The 22,637-nt window shown below is 60.6% G+C and carries 17 protein-coding genes and 2 pseudogenes; 3 read left to right on the top strand and 16 right to left on the bottom strand.

Features of this window, described 5'->3' with window-relative positions; genetic code table 11:
* Positions 1–246: 246 nt before the first annotated feature.
* The 4 genes and pseudogenes from IYY11_RS07200 to IYY11_RS07185 all read right to left on the bottom strand — a co-directional run bounded on the left by IYY11_RS07200 (position 247) and on the right by IYY11_RS07185 (position 6,538).
* Positions 247–2,115, bottom strand: a complete 1,869-nt coding sequence (locus tag IYY11_RS07200) for an enoyl-CoA hydratase-related protein (protein WP_196403229.1) — start codon at positions 2,113–2,115, stop codon at positions 247–249.
* Between the two features lie 1,030 nt (positions 2,116–3,145).
* Complete coding sequence (locus tag IYY11_RS07195) at positions 3,146–4,396, bottom strand: helix-turn-helix transcriptional regulator (RefSeq protein WP_196403228.1); 1,251 nt, start codon at positions 4,394–4,396, stop codon at positions 3,146–3,148.
* Between the two features lie 182 nt (positions 4,397–4,578).
* Positions 4,579–5,315: pseudogene (locus IYY11_RS07190) on the bottom strand (SMC-Scp complex subunit ScpB).
* Between the two features lie 155 nt (positions 5,316–5,470).
* Positions 5,471–6,538 (bottom strand): DUF1403 family protein, encoded by a 1,068-nt coding sequence (locus IYY11_RS07185; protein ID WP_196403227.1) that lies wholly within the window; start codon positions 6,536–6,538, stop codon positions 5,471–5,473.
* A gap of 527 nt (positions 6,539–7,065) precedes the next feature.
* On the opposite strand from IYY11_RS07185, the gene IYY11_RS07180 reads away from it, so the two are divergent.
* Positions 7,066–7,800, top strand: a complete 735-nt coding sequence (locus tag IYY11_RS07180) for a YkgJ family cysteine cluster protein (RefSeq protein ID WP_196403226.1) — start codon at positions 7,066–7,068, stop codon at positions 7,798–7,800.
* Between the two features lie 36 nt (positions 7,801–7,836).
* On the opposite strand, the gene IYY11_RS07175 is transcribed toward IYY11_RS07180, so the two are convergent.
* The 5 genes from IYY11_RS07175 to IYY11_RS07155 form a co-directional block, all read right to left on the bottom strand.
* A complete protein-coding gene (locus IYY11_RS07175; protein WP_196403225.1) occupies positions 7,837–9,237 on the bottom strand; it encodes an ABC transporter ATP-binding protein in 1,401 nt (466 codons plus the stop codon).
* The gene (locus IYY11_RS07170) at positions 9,234–10,541 is read right to left on the bottom strand and encodes an ABC transporter permease (RefSeq protein ID WP_196403224.1); all 1,308 of its coding nucleotides are present in this window, start codon (positions 10,539–10,541) and stop codon (positions 9,234–9,236) included. The genes IYY11_RS07175 and IYY11_RS07170 overlap by 4 nt, the downstream gene beginning before the upstream one ends.
* A 131-nt stretch (positions 10,542–10,672) precedes the next feature.
* On the bottom strand, positions 10,673–12,325 hold the full coding sequence (locus tag IYY11_RS07165) for a hypothetical protein (protein ID WP_210331261.1): 1,653 nt from the start codon (positions 12,323–12,325) through the stop codon (positions 10,673–10,675).
* A gap of 158 nt (positions 12,326–12,483) precedes the next feature.
* Positions 12,484–13,647, bottom strand: coding sequence for an N-acetylglucosamine-6-phosphate deacetylase (gene nagA, locus IYY11_RS07160; RefSeq protein WP_196403223.1), 1,164 nt, complete (start codon positions 13,645–13,647; stop codon positions 12,484–12,486).
* Entirely contained in the window at positions 13,644–14,675 is a 1,032-nt protein-coding gene (locus IYY11_RS07155; protein ID WP_196403222.1) for an SIS domain-containing protein, read from the bottom strand. The genes nagA and IYY11_RS07155 overlap by 4 nt, the downstream gene beginning before the upstream one ends.
* A 175-nt stretch (positions 14,676–14,850) precedes the next feature.
* On the opposite strand from IYY11_RS07155, the gene IYY11_RS07150 reads away from it, so the two are divergent.
* Positions 14,851–15,798 (top strand): N-acetylmuramic acid 6-phosphate etherase, encoded by a 948-nt coding sequence (locus IYY11_RS07150; protein WP_196403221.1) that lies wholly within the window; start codon positions 14,851–14,853, stop codon positions 15,796–15,798.
* Positions 15,799–15,839: 41 nt separating this feature from the next.
* Here IYY11_RS07150 and IYY11_RS07145 read toward each other — a convergent pair whose 3' ends face one another.
* Both IYY11_RS07145 and IYY11_RS07140 read right to left on the bottom strand, forming a co-directional pair.
* Complete coding sequence (locus tag IYY11_RS07145; RefSeq protein WP_196403220.1) at positions 15,840–16,835, bottom strand: glycoside hydrolase family 3 N-terminal domain-containing protein; 996 nt, start codon at positions 16,833–16,835, stop codon at positions 15,840–15,842.
* Positions 16,836–17,017: 182 nt separating this feature from the next.
* Entirely contained in the window at positions 17,018–17,437 is a 420-nt protein-coding gene (locus tag IYY11_RS07140; RefSeq protein ID WP_196403219.1) for an MAPEG family protein, read from the bottom strand.
* A 384-nt stretch (positions 17,438–17,821) separates the two neighbouring features.
* On the opposite strand from IYY11_RS07140, the gene IYY11_RS07135 reads away from it, so the two are divergent.
* Positions 17,822–18,436 carry a ParB-like protein gene (locus IYY11_RS07135; RefSeq protein WP_196403218.1) on the top strand — a complete coding sequence of 205 codons (615 nt, stop codon included), beginning with the start codon at positions 17,822–17,824 and terminating at the stop codon, positions 18,434–18,436.
* 77 nt (positions 18,437–18,513) lie between these two features.
* Here IYY11_RS07135 and IYY11_RS07130 read toward each other — a convergent pair whose 3' ends face one another.
* From IYY11_RS07130 to IYY11_RS07115, 5 genes and pseudogenes are all read right to left on the bottom strand, one after another.
* Positions 18,514–18,972 carry a MucR family transcriptional regulator gene (locus IYY11_RS07130; protein WP_196403217.1) on the bottom strand — a complete coding sequence of 153 codons (459 nt, stop codon included), beginning with the start codon at positions 18,970–18,972 and terminating at the stop codon, positions 18,514–18,516.
* A 406-nt stretch (positions 18,973–19,378) separates the two neighbouring features.
* Positions 19,379–19,477: pseudogene (locus IYY11_RS23795) on the bottom strand (GCG_CRPN prefix-to-repeats domain-containing protein); the annotation flags it as partial.
* 188 nt (positions 19,478–19,665) lie between these two features.
* Entirely contained in the window at positions 19,666–20,778 is a 1,113-nt protein-coding gene (locus IYY11_RS07125) for a transporter substrate-binding domain-containing protein (RefSeq protein ID WP_196403216.1), read from the bottom strand.
* 206 nt (positions 20,779–20,984) lie between these two features.
* Positions 20,985–21,731 (bottom strand): 2,3-dihydro-2,3-dihydroxybenzoate dehydrogenase, encoded by a 747-nt coding sequence (gene dhbA, locus IYY11_RS07120; RefSeq protein WP_196403215.1) that lies wholly within the window; start codon positions 21,729–21,731, stop codon positions 20,985–20,987.
* A 17-nt stretch (positions 21,732–21,748) separates the two neighbouring features.
* Positions 21,749–22,636 (bottom strand): isochorismatase family protein, encoded by an 888-nt coding sequence (locus IYY11_RS07115; protein WP_196403214.1) that lies wholly within the window; start codon positions 22,634–22,636, stop codon positions 21,749–21,751.
* Between the last annotated feature and the right edge of the window lies 1 nt (position 22,637).

Here is a 22,637-nt window from a genome sequence, read left to right as displayed (position 1 = left end):
TCAAGTCTTTGGGTCGCGCGACGCGCGCGCCCGCGGCTCTCGGCGCTGACCGCGAGAGCGACTCAAACATAGGCAAAGCGGACCGGCCGGAGGATCCGAGGCACCCAAGGAAAGGCTTCCCGATACGGGATAATTGAAGAGGCGCTGCGAACAAGCTTCGGTTCACGGCCCGCTGTCTCTATACCAATGCCTTGGCCGAGTTAGGACGACCGACATTGCTTGTCATCGCCGCAAGCCGGTGCAAACTCAACTTGATGGCGCAGGCTCGGATGGCGTGTAGTTGTCGAAATCAGATTTCGAACGATCGCCGACGTGGCTGGTCTGAACAAACGAGGTCGCATTAGAAATCAAGCGTTCCGGTCGCTTCCCTTTGAAAACAAAACGACGACGAGCTTCATGATAAGCAGGATCCAATCCAAAGAAGTTGACCCGCATCCTCTCGAGTTCCTCGGCGCGATAATTCGACAGCGGCTTGGCCGATTCGTCCTCTGATCGGCGCGCGAACTTTTGCTGAAGGCTGGAACGATGTTTCGGCTCTCTCGCGAGCTCCAAGGCACGCAGCCTCAGGTCTTCTTCAAACGCGTCCAAATCTTCTCCAAAGACATCATCGAGAAAACCAATCTCTAAAGCCATTCGTGCGCCCAGGGGCTGGCAGGTTTGGGTGAGTTCAAGCGCTTTCGCCTGCCCGACGCGCTTCGGAAGCAAATACGTCCAGTATTCAGAACCGTAGAGTTCTCCCATCCCACGATAATGAGGGTTGAGGACTACGCTCGGCCTTGCAAAAACTCGATCAGCCGCCAACGCGAGGATTGCGCCGCCCGCTCCAGCATTTCCGCGAATTCCTGCGATCACGACATGGGACATCGTGTTGATGACTTCATGGACCAAATCGTCCATGGCATATATGTTTTGCCAAGACTCCTCGGCTGGGTCAGCGCTCGCCTCGATTACGTTCAAATGAATGCCATTCGACCAGAAATCGCGGCCGCCGAGAAGGACGATGACTTTCGTAGGACGTGACCGAGCGTATAGGAAAGCGTCGCGCAGACGCTGACACTGCGTCGTGCTCATGGCGCCATTATAGAAATCGAACGAGAGATAACCGACCTCGTCCTCTTCGCGATAGACAATTTCTCTGAAGGTGCGATGGTCAACCGGCGCATCGACCGGTAGCGGCTTTTCGGGCACTCCGCAAAGCAAGGAGCCCAATACATGCGTGGCCGGTAGTTTTACACCAGCGACAGCGCAAAGATCTTCGGCGCATAGTCCGCAGCGAGCGCCTGTCTCAGCGATGCTGCAGATTTCCCTATTCCCGTTGGGGCCGCTCTTGGCCTTCAGATGAGAAATCCACACCGATCCGTCGACAGCGCCGATGCAGATAGCGCCGTCCCGCCAAGCAATAATTTCACCCGGGCTGCCTCTAAGGCGATCTTCCTCATGCACGCCGTAGAGGAAGCAGTCTACGCCTAACAATGTGCTTAGCACGCCCGGAGCGCTGTCGGCCGCGCGCACTTTCCTTACGATCGACGCGGTCGTTTCACGCGTCCAGTCAATGGCGCGATCCGATTGCTTCATCGGCGGGCGTAGGCGGCCGCGCGCATATGACATCGCCTCGGCGAGCGGTTCCGGCCCCCAACTGCCAGACTGAAGCTCGCCCGTCTCGATTCGTCCGATTGCTTCAAGCACCCCGCGCAAGGCGGCTTCGGTAACCGGGCCGCGATATAGCCCGCTCTTCGTCGGAAGATCCTGATCGAAGGCGAATTCGTGAGACGCCCAAATAGGGCCAGCATCGAAGTCCTCGGCGGCTTCCAGGATGGTTACGCCCCATGCAGGTTCGTTGTTGATAATGGCCCAATCAAGCGACGATGATCCTCGATCACCTTTGATGCCGGGGTGGACGATTAGACACCTATTGCGTGAATAAACTTCCTTAGGAATCGCGATCTTCAACATGGGCGCAATAATTAGGTCTGGCGCTTCTTGGGTGGCGGCTTCAGTCATTTCCTCGGGCTTCGCGACAACCCTTACCCGAATTTCATGACCATGATCGGTCAATTCAGTCAGAAGCCTCTGGCTAAGGCTGTTATGAACAGAAGTCAGAAAGAGAATGCGCACGGGCAACCTCCCACGTTCTTGATTGATTAGGGAGAAAAGAATCTTTTGACGCGGAACTGAGCGCATAGCTCGATCAAGCGTCTGCCATGGTTTATGCGAGGGAAGATCGAAGCCCCCGACCGCTCCAAAAATGCCGCCAACCTCTCGTCAATGACCTTCAGCTGCCTCGCCGACCTGAGACATCTGAGCTGCTCGCGTCTCGATAGTCGGCAAACATCCTCGCGCAAAATGAACTGGCTGCCGTCATCAGAAATGATGACGACAAGGGACAAAAATCGATCCGACCACGCAGGCGGATGCAATTGGCAGCCGTGAAGATTGCACGGCGCGCTGCACAGGAAGCCCGCGCGATCAATTTCCATCCATTTGAAAAGCAAGGTGATCGACAAAATGGAGATCAGTGCGCGCACTAGCCTGACTCAGGGCCCAGTATTGCCTGCCTTTGAACGCCTAGCTCTGGCTTTGCCAAAGACCGACCATCTGCGTCGGCAGCGGCTTATGGCAGGCAACTCCCAATCGTCGTTGTTTCGTCGTTCGACAACTTTTGCTTGTCCGACACAGCACGAATCCATTTGGCGATTTTCCGTGTAACCACGAATAATCAGCTGCTCATAACACCTCATTGATAGCTACTGTCGCCGACACATTCACCGGTCTGCACGACGCTCAGCAAGCATCTCTAGCGCCCAAGCGATTAGCCTGGCTTCATTGCGCCGATCTAGACTCCAGCCTCGTTCTTCGCGCACGTTTCTTATAATGACGGCAAAACGTGCGCGAAGATCGTCCTCGCTTACGCCGAGTGGACTGCCGCTTTGCGCAGCAGTAAGGATCGGCAACATCGCTTGCTTGGGATCCCACCGATCCAAAATCTTCCCCCGAAGCGCGGGCCGTCATACCAGCGAGCCTATTTTTATCGCCGCGGCTTAGCTGGCTACGTCAACAGACGCAAAAGATGTCACCCAGGTGAATTGCAGACGTCATCAGAAATGATGACGACAGGAAATATATCAAATCATCGCAGCGCAGCCGGTCAGGACGAATTCGCGGGCCGCGTGGCGGATATTGCGGTAAGCAGCGCAACGACGTCCGTTTGACGATTGCAGCCGGTCTTTTCCAAGATGCGTCGGACATGGGTCTTGACGGTGCTCTGCGAAAGCCCGCGGCGAGAGGCCAAGTCATTGACCGTCTCGCCAGACGCCAGGCAGCGTGCAACCTGCGCCTCGGTAGGCGTTAGATCGAAAAGCGATTGAACGAGTTCGACTGGCGGCGCCTCAGGAAGCGTCACCGGCGTCAAGATGAGCGCTGTCGCACAGCGGACAAATATATCCCGCGCCGACAAACGGATTGGAATGACATGCGCGACCATTGCCGCCGACCCATGCGCATCACGAACCGGAAATGACCGCACAGTCTGGTCACTTAAATTGATGCTCGCGATGGCGTCCCGGAATAATCTTTCGCCGGCTTTATCCATCAGCGATACCCGGTCATAGGCGCGCCATTGAACATAATCGGCAAGCGCTTCTATCAAGGAATTGGCGGCGAGAACCTTACCCTGATCGTTCAAAACCAGAGCAGGAATGCCAAGAGCAGAAAGCGTTTCGCTTGCGACGCGCGCCTGTTGCAACAATAGGCGGGCCGCCAAGAGCGTGCTTCGGGCGAGATGGGGGCGCACCTGGTCAAGCTCATTTATTGTCGCTCGGTCGAAAGGGGATCCCCCTATCGGTCTCGCCATAATGAACATCGCATTTTCCCCCGTCGTTAGAGGAACGGCAGTGAGCACTGTCGACCCCCAACCTAGCGGACGCATGAGATCGCGGATGACGGGCTCCCGCTCCAATTCGTCGGCCGCGAGGAGGTCAAGATCAACCAAAAAGCCGGAGTGGCGAGCTGCAAAAAGACGTGGAAAAATGGTTCCACGGTTGAACCAGCGCTCGTTTACAAATTTTGCCGCAGCGTCCAAGAACGCCTGGGCGTTGGCGTTCATTTCAGGCGGCGGCGAAAGAACCCAACGTTCAACTTCACTCTCGGTTAGGAACAGGGCCGCCCCTGGAACGCTTGCTAGCTGTGCGAGTTCATTGAGAACGCCGGGCCAGAGCTCCGGCAGGAACGAACATTCATAGATTCGATCAATGAATTCGGGATCCATGGCCTTCCCTCTCCAGATAACCGGACACAAATTCTTTTGAGCCGTTGGGCTTACTCCTTGCTCGTAGGCGCCAAGCAATTTTAAGCAGATGCCGTAGATCTCCTTGGCCGGAAACGCCGTTTTGCAGAGCATGCGAGCAATCTGGGTTCTGACCGTCGTCTAATCCTGAACACATCAGCAGCTTCCTTTACGCCTAGTCCCTGAGCGAGGAGGAGCAACTCACCGCCGGCGACCCCTTAAGACGCGAAAGCTTTGGCTCGGAAACAATGGTGCGGGCCCGGAAATCCTGTACGAAAACCGCGACCGAAGGCATGTCAGCTGGTTTGTTGCGTGGGTTGGTGCACTCGCTTCACAAAATTTTGGGCGATCGTTCCGAGGCTTCGCTTAGGCGCGACTCCCGCCTGCAATTCGCAGCGGCTTGAATAGATGGTCTTCCTCGGCCAGATCGTCCCGCTCCGCTTCATCGGGTCGACGCCTTCATTGTTGTCCAACAGACTAAGCGCATCATCGAGATTGCTTTCCGATTGAGGCCAGCTCAACAAGCCTTCGTCTTCGAGCCGTTCGATATCCGGCACATCGCGCAGAGTCGCCAGCCCAAACACCTCCAGAAACTTCCGCGTCGTCACATAAGCGAAAGGCGCGCCGGGTTCTGGCGCGCGATGCGCGCCATCGATCAGACCATGACGCTTAAGAGCGCCGATCACGTCACGGCTAATCTCCCGCCCAGCAAGACGGGACAAGTCGCCGCGGGTAGCGGGCTGCAGATGGCGATCGCCGTCACCGCCAGAATCTCTGTCGGCGTCAGTTCGGGCGCGCCTGCATGCCGTAAGTCGTCGCCGCTCGCCGCCCGGATCGCCGACGCGAAACGCGGCCGGGTAACCAGTCGGTAGCCGCCGGCGACAAAGACGAGTTCATAGGATCTCGCGCGCAAGTCTTCGCGGATGTCGGCGATCAGATCGTCGAGATTGCAGGTTGAGCCAACCAGTCTGGCGAGCGCCTCGCGCGGCACCGGGTTCCGCGCCGCAAAGATCACCGCTTCGACCCGCCCCATCCATTCCCGCCAGCGCGCGGCTTCTGGCAGGTCGGTCAGAACCTGATCGAAGTCGTCGTATATTTCGCGCCTTTTCGGACGACCCATGACCTCGGCCTCCCATTGAGTCTTACCGCGTTTTCTTCATCCATTCATTCGCGCGTCGCCCGCAAGAGCTACAATCCATAGAGTCGGAAGTTCGCTCGCCCAGTCAGCTCCCGCACCGCCCCAAGTTCGGTCAGCCGATCAAACAGCCGCCGCGCGCCGCGGTCGGAGAGCCTTGCCATTTTCGCCGCCCGCGCCGGCGCAATGCAGTCGTCGTCAAGCAACATCTCGACGACCCGCTCTGCTCCCTTGGCGCGCAGCTTTGGCGCGGCGTCGAGAAGTTTTTGCGTTTGGCGCGACAAGGCGCCAGCGAGATCGACCGCGTCGCGCGCGGCGAGCGCGTAGGCGCTCGCCTGCGCGTCCGACCAGCCGCGATCGCCCGGACGCGGTCGCTGGCCCTGTTGCCCAAGGCGCAGAGCGGGATACGCGATCACTGTCGCCAGCAGCGGCATCGGCGAACGCCAGCCGAGTTTTTGCGCCAAAGCGACGTCGGCGAGCCAGAGCGCCAAGATTTCCGCGTCGATCGCGGGAAACTCCGCTAGATCATGGATCGCCGCTGCGCTCACGCCCGCCGCCACGGCGAGCGGCTCATTGGCGTTTGTCACGATTTCTTGCAAAGCGTCGACGAACCGGTGCGCCTCCAGGGCGCCTTGCGCCCCGATATGTTTGAGGGCCGCCGACAAAGTCTGCGCATCGAGTTTCACGGCGCTCGGCGCGAAGAGCCGAAACAGTCGATGAATGCGTCCGGCTGGCGTGGTCTCGACGCCCACGCCGGAAAGATGCTCGGCGTCGCGCAACGCCGCTTCGTCCTCGCGCAGCCGCGCGAGCCGCGCGCAGGTCGCGGCGGCTTTCAGCGCGAGGCGCTGACGCAAGACGCCGGCCAAACAAGGTTCGCCGCGAGCTTCGCCAGATCGCAAAATCTGGTCGAGGGCGAGAAGATTGGCGCCAGCAACAAAGGCCTTAGATTCGGGGTCACCGCGGGCGCTGGCTTCGAACCGCGCCCAGCGCGGCAGCGACTGGATTTCTATGGGTTTTCGGGGGTTTTGTGCCTCATCGCTGCGGGTCAGCGCACGCCGCTTCTTCGGCGCGCGCGACGAAGATTGGGCATCCAAAACTGCGGCCGAATCGATTTGCAACATGCGTGGAATCGTCCCTCAGATCGACTCCGCCGGCAAGTCGCGGCGGCGCTTTATGCTTAAACTCCACGCCAATCCGCCGCGCTTGTCTTCTCTCCTATATGTCCGATAATGTGGGCTTATCGCAGCATATTGCAGTCGATTGATCGAACGAATCAAACCTCTGTCGCAGGCGATACCCGAAGTGTCCGCCCCCTGTCCCGCATTTTGGCCGTCAATGCGAGCGCAAGCGAAAATACCCATGGACTCAGTCGGGGGGATCGGCGGTAGCGGACCTCCGCTACCACCTTTCCCCCCCACATCCGCTATCGAGGCGGAATCACGGATGGCGCCGGAGCGCCCCAGGTGGCCGAAGATCCTCTCCGGTTTCAGGCTTCTCTTCCGACCCGCCAATCTACCCAGCGTTCTACACCAGCACGATGCTCCGCAGGTATCGCGGTCTTATGAGTTGGAGTTCGCAACCGAAGTCGGCGTGAGCGAAGCCAGCGCTGCGCCGATCGTCTTCTACTGGCGCAGGGGTGGAAAAGCCGATGAGCGGGGATATCAGCCCTTCTGCCTTCTTCAAGGCCGCGTCGCATGCCTTCAGCGAAACGATAGGCTCGCGCGGGGCGCGCCCGGAGCTTGTCGCGCTGCTCTGCGCGCAAGCTTTTGACAGCTTCACGCACAACGTCGCCCTTCAGGCGGCAGGCGCGCCAGCGCTCGCCTGTCAGGGAGAATGCGCGGCCTGTTGCCGCCTTCGCGTCGTCGCGACGGCGCCGGAGATATTTCTGCTCGCGCGCTTCATTTCCGTCAACGCCGCCGCCTTTCAGGAGCGCGGCATAATGCTCGGTAAGCGCATCGCCGACGCCGATCAGGCCGTTGGCGGCCTATCCGAAGAACAGCGGCTGACCGCCCAGCATGCCTGCCCGCTGATCGAAGGCGACTTATGCCTCGCCTATAAAATTCGTCCGCTTGCTTGCCGCGGTCATGCGGCGTTCGACAAGGCGTTATGCCTTGCGGCGGTGAGAGGCGAAGCCGTTGAAGCGCCGATCTCCACGCCGCATCTCGTCGTCCGCAGCCTCGTTCAGAACGCCCTGATGGCGGCGCTGCGGCGCGCCGGACTGGCGTGGGGACTCTATGAAGTCAACAGAGCGCTCAATTGCGCGCTCTCCGCGCCACATGCGCTCGAGCAATGGATATCGGGCGAAGACCCTTTGACCAACGCGCGCATTCCCGACTTCGACCTTATCGAAGCAGCGGCGATTTTGGACGCCGCAACCGCGTAGCGCGAGGATTGCGCCCATCGACTTGAGGGAGAGACGTCAGTGCGGCGGCATCCAGATCCAGAGCGGCGGCGGCCCGGGAAACCGAACATCCTTTGCGATCGTCGCGTCGTCGACATTGTCTGGTTTCAGATAGACATAGTAGTTGTCGACGCGCTGAAATAACTCATTCGTGGGTGTGCTCTCGGGACTGACAAGCATGCTGTTGCTGAAGCGCACATGCATGTAGTGGGGCAACAATTCGGTGAATTTCGTGAGGCGAGCCTCAAAAACGAAGCGGTAGAGCTGCCGCCCTGTGACTTTCAGCACCGCGGCGGTGGCGTCGTCGATCGGCGTCAGCGGCGCTTCCTGCCAGCCGACTCCAACCTGCACGAAACCCTGCACGCTCGGCGACATGACGTAAATGGGTTGTTCGGCTTTTGTGTTCTCAAGATAAATCGTCACCTCATAACGACCGTCGCCGAGCTGCGTAATCGACGCGATGTCGCTCTGCAAAGTGGACGTCGCAAGTTCTTCGAGGGCGGCGAGTCGCTGCCGACCGGCGTCAAGTTCATACTGCTGGTAGCGCGCCACGCCGTAATTGGCCGACGACGCGAGAATGAACAACAGCGCCGCGGCGGCGAAGATGCGTCCCGCTGTCGCCCACAGCGTCTTGCCAAGTTTTTCGAAATCGCGCGCGCCGTCTGCATCGGCGCCGACCGGCGCGGGCGTTTTTGGCGCGGACGGTTCGGAGCGCCGGATCGGCGCAGCGACGAAGGCGCGCGGCGCATCGCTCGGAAGGAGAATTCCTTGCCGCATCTCGAACATGCGATCAGCGCGTTGCGCCAGCGCATGGTTGTGCGTGACGAGCGCTATTGCGAAATTTTCCTCTCGTCGCAAATTGTCGAGCAGCGTGAAGATTTCTTCTTCCGTCTCCTCGTCGAGGTCGCTTGTCGGTTCGTCCCCGAGAAGCAATTGCGGTTCATTGATCAAGGCCCGAGCGATGACGACGCGACGCTGCTCGCCGCCGGACATCTGTCCTGGGAAGGCTGTCATCCGATCGCTCAGACCCACGCGGGCGAGAAGGTCTTGCGCGCGCGCATAGGCGCATTCCGGCGTCACGTCGTCGCCCAGAAGCGCCGGCAAGGCGACATTGTCGATGGCGCGAAGATTCGGAAGGAGACTCTGGAACTGGAAGACGAAGCCGATCCGCTCTCGCCTGATATCGGCAAGCTGCGCCTCGGGAAGATCCCAGAGCTCGTCCCCCGCGAGTTGAATCCTGCCCGCCGTCGGCGGCGTCAACCCGCCGACCATGGCGAGCAGCGTCGATTTACCAGAGCCAGATCGTCCGACGATCGAAACGAACTCGCCTGCGCCAATGATCAAATCGGCAGAGATTACCGCGTCCACGCCAGGATCGCCGCCGTAATGCTTCCGCAAACCCGTGGCGGAAAGAATCATCGCGCGCTTTCCATCTGGATCATCGCGTAGGGTTCAAGACGCCGTGTCCGCCAAGCGGCGACGAAAGCCCCTCCGACGCCGATCGTAACGCCGCAGAGCGCCGCGGCGCCCGCGGCGATCCATATGATTCCGGCAGGCGGCGCGTCGAACGGCACGCCGAGAGACGAGAAGTAAAAGCCGAGAGAACGGGCAAAAACGAAGATCAGCGAGAAACCCGCGCCGATGCCTAACAGGCCGCCAAAGCCTGTGATGAGCCCCGCCTCGATCAAAGTGATGGATATGATCTGCGCCGGCCGTGCGCCAATGGCCCGCAACACGCCGAGTTCACGATAGCGCTCCTGAACGATGGCGGAAAACAACAACGACACGAGAAAGAAGATCGCCAGCATCAGCAAGCCAGCAAAAATCGCCACGCCCCCGAAGAGACTTCCGAGCGATTGGCGCGCGGCGGTGAAGATCGGATTGCCCGTGACGATTTTGATGGCCGGGATCTGTCCAATGGCGAAACGCGCTTGCTCCGCCGAGGCGCCGGGCGACAGTTGCAAGAGAAATGCAGAGACACGATCCTGCGCGATTGGCGGAAGGCATTCGGCCCGTCCTGCGGCGTGATCATGATGCGTCGCGTCATCCCCTTTCGAAGGCGAAGACGCGGGCGGATGAACAGGGATGTTCGCAGGGCGCGCCCGGATCGCGGCGGCGACAAGCTCGTCGAGCGCGGAAAAGGTGATGAAATAGGATTCGTCAAAGGGACCCACGCCCGTTCGGCCCAATCGTCCCGTCACGACCAGCGACCGACCGCAAATCGTCAGGGCTTCGCCAGTCTTCAGCGCGACCCGCTCCCCAACGAGCAGGCCCCCGGTCGCGGCCACGGGTTTCTCGCCCGCGGGCAGCCAGGATTCGACGGTGAAATCGGTCGCCTGATCATAGGCGATTAGATTGATCGCGCGCCCCTCGACGCTCGCGCGGATGAGACGCTGCGCGGCGACCGTCGCCACGCCGGGAACGGCTCTGAGCTTGTCGCCCAGAGCAGCATCCAGATCGAGATCCGTCGGCTGCACTGTGAGCAACGTGCTGGTGATGTTCACCAAGGCGCCATGCGGCACGACAATGAGATCGGCGCCCATTCGCGAAAAGGTCGTCAAAATTCCTTCTCGCAGCGACCAGCCGGTGACGAAGCCGGAGAAGACAACCCCGACGGCGATCATCACCGCCATGCCGAGCAAGAGACTGCGCAGCAGCCGGCGTCCGACGTTCTGAGCGCCGAGCCGCACCAGCAGGAAGCGCGAGCGATGGCGTTTCGTCATAGGTGAACCATTATCTGCAGGGCGATGCGGTCAGGCGCGTGACGCCGGGCCGATTCGTTGAGGAGGAGCGATCGCTTGAGGGGCTCGTCGCCGGACGCAAGCGAGTCGCCTTTGCGGGTTCGCCGTTCCCGTCAGACCGTGGTGCAGCGGCTGTGGATCAGTTCCTCATTGTTTCGCGGAACAATAACGCAGTCGTGGTGACCGCCAAAGTTCGGAATATAACCGACGGGCTCCAGCGTATCCTGCGTGAAGACGAAGGTTCCTCCTTCGAGCCGCTGGAATCCGCTGAAGATTGCGAGCACATATTTGCCGTCATAGGTGACATGCATCGTCTGCAGGTCAACGCCCACATTCTCGAAGCGCTTGATTGTCGTCCAGGTGTTGGTGTCGACGACGACGATGGCGCTTTTCGCCGGCTTGCGATGCAGCTCTGAGACAAACATCTTTGAGCCGTCCATCGAATAGGTGATGTGGAACGGGCTCGGCGTCGAGCCGACCCAGTGCGAATCCTTGAACTCGGCGACTCGCTTCCAGTTGCGCGGATCGCGGTCCGAACAATCGAACACGCCCATGCTGTTTTGGCGGGTGTTGTTCGTCATGGTGAACCATTTGCCGTGTGGTCCAAAGCCGCATTCGTGTCCGGAGGACACGACATTATCCAGCTTGATGTCCCAAATGCCGTCGGCGATTTTCTTGACCGGAATGCTTTCCTTGGTCGTGCCGTCCGGAGAAGAAATACACGCAACCGGCTCCATCGTCGTGCGGTCGATGACGACGCCGACGGCGAACATGCGAAGCGTCACCAGCGAGAGCGGATGGATCGGATGGTGGACGCAATTATCGGCGCCGGTCAGCGTCTTCACCGAGTCGCCCGGAAGCTGTCCCGAATAGGCGAGATACTCGCCCATCGGCACCATCTCCCAATCGAGCTTGTTTCCCTTGACGCCGCGATAATCGTAGAGCCCGGTGTCGGGCGCCTTTACGAGACGGGAAACGCGAACGGTCCCTCCCTTGAACCAGTTGTCCTCGAGCACGCCGTCCGGCTCGTTTCCACGCCAGTCGAAACGGAAGGCGTCGATCACCGTCGTCTTCTGATTTCCGGTCGCGCGATTGAAGAAGGCGACCACATCCTTTTGTCCGTCCGCGACCGTGAAACCAGACGCATCCGGGAAGATGACGGTGTGCACGCCAAGTCCGATCCCTGTGGTCTCGGCGACGTTCTCGAGCAAACTCATCTGCTGCCCGTCGAAGCCGACGCGATAGATCTGATTGCCCTGACCCCACAAAGGATCGAGCATTCCATGTTCCCGGATCTGCGTGGGGATGCCATAAATCAGCACGTTCTGCGCACCCTGGGTCGAGTTTACGAACTCGAAGCCTTTGCGCGGGTCGGCCGAAGGAAAGGCCGCGAGATGATGAGCGATCGGGCAGCTGTCGCCGTAATTCCAATATTCGATCCAGGCCATTGTCTTGCCGGTCGCAAGATCCTGCACCTGAGCGCCCCCGCCGAGCTTCGTCGGCGTGAGCCAGACGTAGTCGCCAAGCGTCGCAAGACGCGGCGCGCTCGCCTCCGCCGCCGACGCCGTGTCTCCCATCAGGCGTGAGAACAGCCCTGTCGCATTGGCGGATTTGCCGCCGAAAATGGTCCCGATGATTCCGGCGGCGCCGGCGCGCAGCACCTCTCGACGTTCCACCCGGCCACGCTGATTGAGAGGCCGCACACCCTGCGGCGCGGCGAGTTCCGACACCACTTTTTCCGACGGGAAGTTTTGATCGGCAGACATCGGTCTCTCCCTATGCGCGCAGCGAGCTTGATCCAATCCATTGAATGGATCGATAAGTCAGATAGGTCTGCGATAGAGTTCTTCGCCCGGCAAGCACTTTTGTGGATGCGCAAGATTCGCTTGAGCGAGGCGGTCGCGCACCTAGATCGGCCAACGAGCTACGCTCCGGGACAATAATCCGATCTTTCGCCGGCGACCCAGGCGGCGGAGACCGAAATATCCGTCGGGTCGAACGCCGCCATGTCGGCGCGATATCCCGGCGCGAGGCGGCCAAGCGAGCGTCCGAGACCTAGAAACTCGGCAGGGTGGCGAGAGGCGCAGCGCAGGGCTTGCTCCAGAGGCAGTCCGAGAAGCCGCACGCAGTTGCGAACCGCGCTCGCCATCTCGATCGACGATCCTGCAAGCGCGCCCTCCTGCGTGCGGCAACTGCCGTCGCGGACCATGATCCGCGCGCCAAGGAGATTGAACTCGACTTTCGTCCCGCCGACCGGCGGCATGGCGTCGCTCACCAGCATGGGACGCCCGACGCCGCGCATCGCCAATCCCAGCATGGCGGGGGCGACGTGCTCGCCGTCAACGATGAGCCCGTAAGAGGCGTCGGGCGATTCGAGCGCCGCCGCGGCAGGTCCGGGCTCGCGCGCGGAAAGCGGACGCATCGCGTTGAACAAATGCGTGAAGCCCGTCAGGCCCTCGGCCATTGCGGCGCGGGTTTGCTCATAAGTCGCCATCGAATGACCGAGCGAGACCTTCGCGCCCGCAGCGACAAGTTCGGCGATGAAGCCGTCGGGCGCATCCTCGGGCGCGAGCGTCACCAGCAAGACGCCCGCACGAAACGCGCCGAGCATCTGGCGATGATGGGCTTGTGGACGGCGGATAAACTCTCGCCGATGAACGCCCGGTTTTTGCGGAGAGAGAAAAGGGCCCTCGAGATGAATTCCGAGAATGCCGGGCTCGCGCGGCATGATCGCGCTGACCGCGTCAAGCGCCGCCGCCATAGCCTTATCGCTGTCGGTGATGAGCGTCGGCAAAAACGACGTCACGCCGAACTTGCGATGCGCCTGCGCCATCTTCGCCAAAGCGGCGGGCGTCGGATCGGCGTTGAAAAGGACGTCGCCGCCGCCGTTGACCTGAATGTCGATAAAGCCCGGCGCGAGCCATGCGCCTTGGGGGACGTTGTAGACTTCAATCGAAGAAGGAAGATCCGATCGCCGCGTCAGCGCCGCGATTTGCTGACCTTCAATCACGACGGCACAGTCGTGATGTTTTTTTTCGCCGTCGAAGACGACGTCCGCGGCCACCGCGCGTCGAGAGCAGCCGTTCATCGGGTGCGCGTAATCTTGCGCAGGTGGCGCGGCCGGTCAGCGTTCTTTCCGCGCATCGCGGCCAGCCGCACGACCATGGCGTAGAAGCTCTGGATCAGACAGATCGCGTCGGTTTCGGGATGTTCAGGGGACAAGGCCGGAAGCCGGTCCGGCGTTCCCGCCTCCGATGAGGTGATGAAGACCGCGGCTCCCTTTGCCCTGAGATCCGCGGCGAGCTGCGTCATCCCGGCGGCGGCGGCGTCGGTCGGCGCAAACATGAGCACGGGATAGTCGGGCGCCACCAGAGCGACCGGGCCGTGGAGGAATTCGGCCGACGAAAAGCACTCCGCGTGGAGATCCGAGGTTTCTTTCAATTTCAGGGCGGCCTCGCGCGCGATGGCGAGTGTGGGACCCCGTCCAATCGTGACGAGGCTTTCGGCGCCTGCGATCTTCTCCAGGACGCAGCTCCAGTCGAGATCGCCGGCGGCGGCGAGACGATCCGGCAATGCCGTCAGCGCGTTCGCGAGCGGCTTGTCCTCGGCCCAAAAGGCGACCAGTCGGGCGAGCGCCGCCACCGATGCGATGAAGGTCTTGGTCGCGGGGATGCTGAGCTCGGGGCCCGCCGCCATCGGCAACAGGAATTCGCAAGCCTGCGCCAGTCCGCTCGCCGGGTCATTTGTGATGCAGGCGGTCACGGCCCCGCAAGAGCGCGCCGCAGCGGCCTGTTCGATGATGTCGCTGCTTTCGCCCGACTGTGAAATCGCCAGAAAGAGCTGGTCAGCCAGGCGCAGAGGCCGATGATAGATCGTCGTGATGCTGGGCGCGGCAGGCGCCACCACGACGCCGATGTATCGCTCGATCAGATGCTTGCCGAAGGTCGCTGCGTGCGCTGAACTGCCGCGCGCGCAGGTGACGACGACTTGCGGCGGCTTGCGCCGTAACCGATCCGCGAGAACTGGGAGAACCTCGGCGAGCCCGTCACCCTGCCGTCGCACGGCCGCCGGCGCCTCTCGCATATCGGAAATCATCTGCGCGTCGAGGACGGTCATTGGTTTAGGCTTTCGGTCAAACCCATCAGCACAGAGATTGAGCCGGACGCGCGGGAAAGCAAGTTCCAGCGCAGCTCCCGCGTCGGCGCCGGCGTCATGAGCTGGCTGACAGGAAGCTTAGCTTGAACTCTCCCCACCATTTGGCCATATGCGGCTTATCACCTGGAATGCGCCGATGTGCCCGACGGAGACCGAACGCCAAAGTCCGCGCTATGCCAAAATCGACGTCTGGGAACCGGCCGAGATCCTGGATTCCATGATCGAAGGGCAATTTTCCGCCGTCGCCGCCGTTCGCGCCGCGCGCCCCGCGATCGAGCGGGCGGCGCTAGCGATTGAGCGCCGGCTGCGCGGACCCGGACGGCTCGTTTACGTCGGCGCCGGCACATCCGGCCGCTTGGCTGCTCAGGACGGGGCGGAGCTCATGCCGACCTTCGGCTGGCCGCAAGATCGACTTCTGCTCCTGATGGCGGGCGGACAGACCGCCCTGCTACACGCTGTTGAAGGCGCCGAAGACCAGGACCATCAGGCGATCGAACTGGTTCGGCGCCATGAGATTGGGGCGTCCGACGTCACCATCGCGGTGGCCGCAAGCGGCACGACGCCTTTTACGCTCGCCTGTTTGCGCGAGGCGAAAAACAGAGGCTCCCTGACAATCGGCGTCGCGAACAATCGCGGGACGCCGCTTCTCCAGGAGGCCGACTATGCGATTTTTCTCGAAACCGGCGCGGAACCGATCGCCGGCTCGACGCGGATGAAGGCGGGAACCGCCCAGCGAATCACGCTTATCCTGCTGTCTTCACTCGTCATGATCCTGCTCGGGCGCGTCTATGACGGCCTCATGGTCGACGTGCAGGCGTCGAACAAGAAACTGGTCCGACGGAGCGAAAAAATCCTGTCCCGGCTGACCGGCCGCGGCGACGAGGAGATCCATGAGGCCTTGCATCGCGCAGGCGGAAGCGTGAAGCTCGCCTTTCTGCTGCTGCAGGGTTACGGGCTCGCCGAGGCGGCGGCGGCGCTGGATGAGGCCGAGGGCCATTTACGTCGCGCCATGAGCTTGATGGTCGAGCGGCGAAAGGCGGCGGACCTTCGCGAGAACATTCGGGAGGATGTGACGCACGACTAGGGCTCAATCGCGCCAGTTTGTGGCTCGGCGCGCTCCGCGCTTCATCCGAATTTCAGCTTTCTAATTCGCTCGATGGAGGCCTCGGCGTGCGCCCGCATGGACGCATCCTGCTTACAGGCCGAGAGCAGCCGCCGCGCGAATTCCGCCGCCTGCTCCTGCTCGTCTTTCATGTTGTTGCCGATGAGGATGAAATCCGCGCCGGCGTGAACCGCCTTCATGCAGGCTTCGCCCGTCGACATCAGCTTTTGCACGCCCTGCATTTGCAGATCGTCGGTCAGGATGCAGGCGTCCGGCGCCCAGGCGCGCATTTTATTCACCGCGACGGCGGAGAGGCAGACGGGCGTGTCTTTCTCCCATTGGTTGACGATGCCGTGACTGAACAGAACCATCGGCACGCGCGAGATCAGCTCCTGGAACACGTCGACTTGTGCGTCCGTGAGGCACTCGGAAAGATCCATGACGTGGTCGTGGGGATTGACCTTCGCGCCGCCGGTACCGGGGAAGTGCTTCAGGCAAAGTTTCAAATTCACCGAACCGGCGACTTCCGCCAGCGCCTCCACGCATGCCTTTACAACCTTGGGATCGCTTGAATAGCTGCGCTGGACGGACCCCACATCCGGGCTGTCGGGGTTGATGTCGAGATCGACGACCGGCGACAGGTTCACATCGATGCCGATCTGTCGCATTTGCGCATAGGACGGGCGTAAAACGGCCTGCCGCTCCGCAGGGGTCAATCGCCCGAATTGGCGGGCGCTGGGCAGCGGGAGGAAGCCCCGCTCTTCCTTCAACCGGCGGACCTTGCCGCCTTCCTGATCGATAAAAATGAGGGGGCGCGAGGGGAGAGCGTGAAGACGCTCGCAAAGCTCCTCAAGCTGAGCCGGGCCATAGACGTTCCGCTCGAATTTCCGATCAGTACAGTCGTAGTCGAAAAGAATGACTCCGCCCAAGCCGAAGTGACGGGCAAAATCCTGCAGCCAGCCAGGTATGAGCGGGTCGCGAAAGCCCAAGATGAACAGTTCGCCGATCGGCAGATCCATGAGCGTAAAATAGTAATGGTCAGAGGACTGTCAAAGCGGTCGCTCGACGCCTACCATCTCAAGCTTGCGCCGATTGGCCGTGGGTCAGACTACTCACGAGGCGCAATCGGTCGTTGTCGCCGAATGGCGAAGCAGATGTCTCGCGATAGCGGCGCGCGCGCGACGAACGTCTGCGCAACAATCTAATTACCGCCGCCAAAAAGGCGGACGCCAAACAGGACCCACATCGCGAGCAGCGTCGTCGCCCCGGCGGCAAACAGCAAAAATCTTGCGCGCAGCTGATTCGACGTCACGTGAACATAGGCATGGGCGAGACGCAGGATCACGAATAGCCATTCGAGAAATCGGAAGCCCGAGGGTTGCGCGCCGGTGACGATGACGAGGCCGACGAGCGCATAAAACAGGAGGGGAAGCTCAAATTGATTGTGATAGGCGCGATCAATCTGAGTCAGACGACTGGGCCATGCCGGCTGGCCTAGCGCAATCTCGGAAACTCTCACTTCCCGATTTCGGATGCTCAAATAGCGCGATCCTCCCAACCAGAACAGCAATGTGAAGGCCAATGAGACAAGCACAAAAACGGGCGTGAGAAGCCCAGTCATATCAAAGCGTCCCCATGAAAGTTGCGCTGAAGCCAGCGGCACGCCGACATGTGCGCAACTCTATCTGATCCGTTCCGTTTCCGGCAAGGGAGCAGGCAGCGCGTCGACGATCTACGTCGATCGCCGCTTTCCAAAGCTTCGCCAAGGCTCTTCATATTGAGCCGAAGGAAAACCGGCAGGCTGATCCGCGCGTCGAATGACCGCATTGCAGCAGACGGCGGTTCGCTCACAGGATCAGCTGGACTCCTTCCTGAATGCGCCCGCTCAGTCTGGGCGTTTTCTTCAGCGGGATCTGGCCAGACCGTTTCCCCTACCCCCACAAGCGCTTTGTGAGCGCGAGCCGGCGTGGCCACGTCAAAGACGGCGTCAGAATGGTTGCCAAGAATGGAAGCCGCCGCGAAAACTGTTTCAGTCAAGCTTGCGCAGCTGCGACCGACCCAGACAGCGGTCGGATATGAGGAGGTCGGCGCTAAGCGCGCGAAGTGGCGAGCCTTGTCGGCTGGAGAAAAACTCCGTTTTCTCGCGTCTCACCCTTTTCCTGCTGTATGCGGACCTGGCGCGCAATATTTCCTGATTGACGGCCATCACATGGCGCTCGCGCTTCTTCAGGAGAGCATCGACTTAGTTTCAGTGCGTCAGATCGAAGACCTGTCCAGCCTCGATGCTAATCAGTTTTTCGTGGCGCTACGAAAACGCGGCTTGGTTTGCTCTAGCGGCGCGCCGCGGACCCTTTCGGAGTTGCCGCACGCGCTCCAGGACTTGGCGGACGATCCGTTCCGGAGCCTCATAGCCCGACTGCGCCGGGACTGCGGATGCCCGAAGGATCATGCGCCTTTCGCCGAGTTTCGCTGGGCCGATTTCCTGCGCGTCCATCTCAACCTCGATTTACATCGAAGTGACCCTGCCCTCGCGATCAAAGCCGCCAAAAGGCTGATTCGCGACGCGTGGTGCAAAGACCCATGCGTTGAATGCCGCTGCAGGGAAGAAGCGGTTTCATAGGCGCCTCGGTGGATAAGGCCGATCACGAGCGTTTTGGGACGGGCAATGCCTCTCAGATCACCACCCGCTTCACCAATTTAAGCGCTCGCCTTCGGCTTGCGCCCGCGCTTTGCCGGGGCCGCCTTGTCGCGCGACTGACCGAGCCCCATGCTCTTCGCCAGGTCCGAGCGCCGCGCCGCGTAATTCGCCGCGACCATGGGATAGTCGGCGGGCAAGCCCCATTTGGCGCGATACTCCTCCGGCGTCATCCCCAGCGTTGCGAGATGCCGCTTGAGCGATTTGAACCGCTTCCCGTCATCCAGACAGATCAGATGGTCCGCGGTGATCGACTTACGGATGGAGACGGCGGGCGTGGGTTGCTCGGCTGGCGAAGCCGGCGTCACCGGCGCGCCCGTGGCGAGGCGGCGCAACGTCGCATCCACGGACAAGATCAGAGCGGGAAGCTCCGACACCGGAAGCGAATTGCGAGAAACGAAGGCCGCCACGATTTCGGCGGCGAGTTCGGTCGTATTCGGCTGATCTGTATTTGATGTCACGGAAAATCCTCGAAGCGATCGTACCCGCCCTCGATACGCGGACATTGGCTCCGCGTCGATAGGCGCCCTTCTACTACTTGCGCCGCGAATACCGCGGCTCCGAACTCTGGGCGACGAAGGTCTATCTAATCGTCGACCTGCTTACCCGATGTCACGCTAGGCTATAGGCGGTCGTCAGCGGAGTTGAGGCGTTTCCAGGCTGCGGAGTGCAGCGCAATCTCTTCCAAAAAATGGAGCGCCAGCCAAAGGCTCCCTCCCAAAGAACTCAAAGCGGAAAGGGCGCAGCAGCCAGCGCCCCTCCTTTAGAATCTTGAGAGCCCGTCTTAAACTCGCCAACCAGGTCTCAAGTGCGTCGCCCGGAGGAGGTCAAGTCCTCGGGTGCTTTGCATTGGCCAAAGAATAGCGCTTACCTGCGATAGCGCCCAGTAGCCTGCCCGCCAGCCCGGCAACCGCCATATGGGCCACGGTGTCCGTAAACGCCACATCCCCCATAAACTTTCTCGATCGGAGCCTGAACCGCAGCATTCACCGAGGCCGCCGGCATGGCGTTCGATGCTGTAGGCGCGAAAGCAAAACCAAGACCAAGTGTAGCCGCGGTCACCAAAATCCGAAAGTGTGCCATAAGTTCTCCTGTAGTTATCGGCGACACGCTATCTCTTAATTCGCAATTGCGCCACGTCGTTTCGTGCGCGCTCAGCCGCCAAGATATTTTTTTCGTAAACGGTCTATCAGGCCGGTCTCCCAGGCGAGCATCACCTGTTTCGAGAGCTTCAGACGGATTGGGCTCCCGGCCTTCAGGGCGAACCCATACTTTTCGTGTCTTACGACCTTACCTACGGCGATCACGGGTAAATCAGGGTGCTGATGTAGGTGATAAACGAGGGAAGGCTGGTCGCCGACGATCGCATCCACGCGATTTTCCGCTAGCGCATTGACGAGACTGCCGAGGGTGCTGAATCCCCGGCCGGACAGCCCCGCCTTCGCGACATACATGTTCGCGACGCTCCCGCTGAGCGTGCCAACAATCTTGCCTTTAAGATCCGTTAAATCCTCGATCCTGCCTTTGTCTGCGACCCATATGCGCCGTTCCAGAGAGTTTACAGTCATGACGCTGGTGATCGAGGAGGTTATGTAAGCCACAACGCCCGCGCCCATGACGAGCCAGAGACCTGCGATCATCGTCCCGTAACTTCCGAACACCAGCTTGTGATTTGTCTTCCCAGACGTCAGCACCGAGAGGACGTGATAAAAACTCTCGGAAAAGCCCTGTTTCCACTCCGCTGGAAACTCGGGGTCCAGGCGCCTGTCCAGCGCCGTAAGGAGAAAAGAAGCGACGATCACGCCGAGCCCCATCCAAAGATACACTCTAAGATGGCCGTTCTCCTCAAGCTGCTTGAAGAAACTCCAGAAACCAGCGGGGGGCGCTTGATGAATCATCATCTGCAAGCCCGCATCGAACCACGGCTGGGAAAAATCCATTCGCTCCATCCGCTCGGCGTTTATCGTCAACTCGGTGACGGCAACATCGGATTTTCCCGTGGTTACTGAATCGAGAAGCTCTTGGAGAGTTGATGCTTCCCGATATTCGTAATCCAAGCCCATGCGTTTGGCGCTCTCCTCCCACAGGTCGATCGCAAATCCAGTGAATCCCTGGTCGGTCTTCATGACGAACGGCGGACTTTCCAACACCACAACCTGCATCTTTTTCGCGGGAGGGGAGCTGGTTTCCGGGCATGCGGGCGTGGACACAACGATGGCCAAGCAGGCTAACATCGTTGACATTAGGATGTTGATTTTGATCATCATTCCGGCCAGGGGCTGGCGCTCTAAAGCTTGAGTGTCGCAATCGCGCTGGTGATTTATAACTTGTCGAAGCGGTCTCGCCAAAGACCAACGCCGAGGCGCAGATGTCGGTGCTGCGCCCGCTCTGCCTCGGCTGCGGGACGGGCATGACGGCGGGCGGACGTCCGGCAGGCATGTCGGAGGCCCGCCGGCGGTGCGTCGATCAGCCGTTAAGCGGCAAGCGTCGCGCCGCCGTCCACGACAAGGTCCTGAAGCGTGATGTGGCTGGCAAGATCCGACGCAAGAAACACGACGGCGCTTGCGATCTCCTCGGAGGCAGCGATCTTTCCCAGCGGAATTCCCAATTTGAAGGACTCAAGGTCTCCAGCGATCACTTGCGCCTCGGCGTCTGCCGCGCGCCACATGGAGCGCTGCATGGCGGTGTCAGTGGAGCCAGGGGATACGAGGTTGCAGCGAACGCCATACGGCGCGAGCTCCAAGCCCACGCAGTGCGTCAGACTGGTCAGCGCCGCCTTCGAGGCGCAATAGGCGCTCATCAGCATGCGCGGCGTATGCGCGGCGTTGGAGCCGACGCTGACGATCGCCCCCGAGCGCTGCCGTTTGAACTGCGGAATGGTCTGCTGAAACAGGTGGAAGGGGCCGGACGCGTTGACGTTCATGCACGCGGCCCAATCATCCAGGCTCAGCTCTTCCGTCAAACCAAGACGCAGCACGCCTGCGGCGCTAACCAGCACATCCAATCTCGGACGCTCTTTCAGCAAAGCCCGACAGGTCTCTTGTACCTGATCGCGCGCGCTGACGTCGAGGCGCACGGTCGCGAAAGGATAGATCGAGCCCGCGAACGTCTTGTCCAGCCCGACAACGTCGCCGCCGAGCGCCACGAATTGAGCGGCCGTCGCATAGCCAATTCCCTGGCCGGCGCCGGTGACCCAGATCCGCTTTCCTGAAAAATCCATTCGCAACCGCCGAGACGTCACGCGGAGACGACCGCTGCGAGCCGGCGATCGATGATGTCCCACCAGCCATTCAAGGTCGGCTTTTTCGCCAGCTCGTCAAAACCCACATCTATGCCGAGCTTGCGCCATTCGGTGACCAGCATCATGACTCGCACCGAGTCGAGGCCGTAATCGATAAGGTTTTCGTCGGGGTCGAAGTCTGACTCCTCGACATCGAGCGCCGACAAGAGCTGCTTTTTGAGGTCTTCTCTGGTCAGAGGCGCAGAATGCGTGTTTCGCGCGGCGAGCACGTCGTCGACGCCGATCACCATGCCGCAGCGTCCGGCGACATAGTTCAGAGTCATGAGATGATCTTCGAGCGAGAAATCGCCGATAGCGTTGGCGATCATGAAAGGCTTGATGTCATGCATGAAGGCGTCGAGCGCCGTCGACAGACAACCGATGTGGCCGTAGACGCCGCAGATCGCCAGTTGATCTCTGCCCATGTCCTTCATCATCTCGGCCAGCGACGAACGCTTGAAGGCGCTGTAGCGCCACTTCGTCAGCACTGTCTCCCCGGCGTCCGGCAATAGAGGCTCAACAATTTTGCGTCTATGCGGTTGGGCGTTCAGACCAGATCCCCACATGTCATTTAGCAAGCCGCGATCTTCGTCGCTCTGTTCAATGGGCTGAGCCGTATAGATCACGGGGGCGCCGTGGGCCCTGAAAAAGGCGCGCAGCCTACGAATGTTCGAAACGAGCTGATCGACGAGTGGACTTTCCTCGCCGTAGAAGCCGACGAAATAGTCTTGCATGTCGTGGATCAGCAGCGCCGCGCGCTCGGGCGCAAAACTCCAATTGACTTTGTTTATTCGGAAGGAATCCGGGCCCGGCATGGCGTAGGATGCAAGGGATTGTATGGCCATG

This window comes from Methylocystis sp. H62 (genome assembly GCF_015709515.1).
Classification (GTDB): Bacteria; Pseudomonadota; Alphaproteobacteria; order Rhizobiales; family Beijerinckiaceae; genus Methylocystis.
This window is presented reverse-complemented; position numbering and strand designations above follow the sequence as displayed.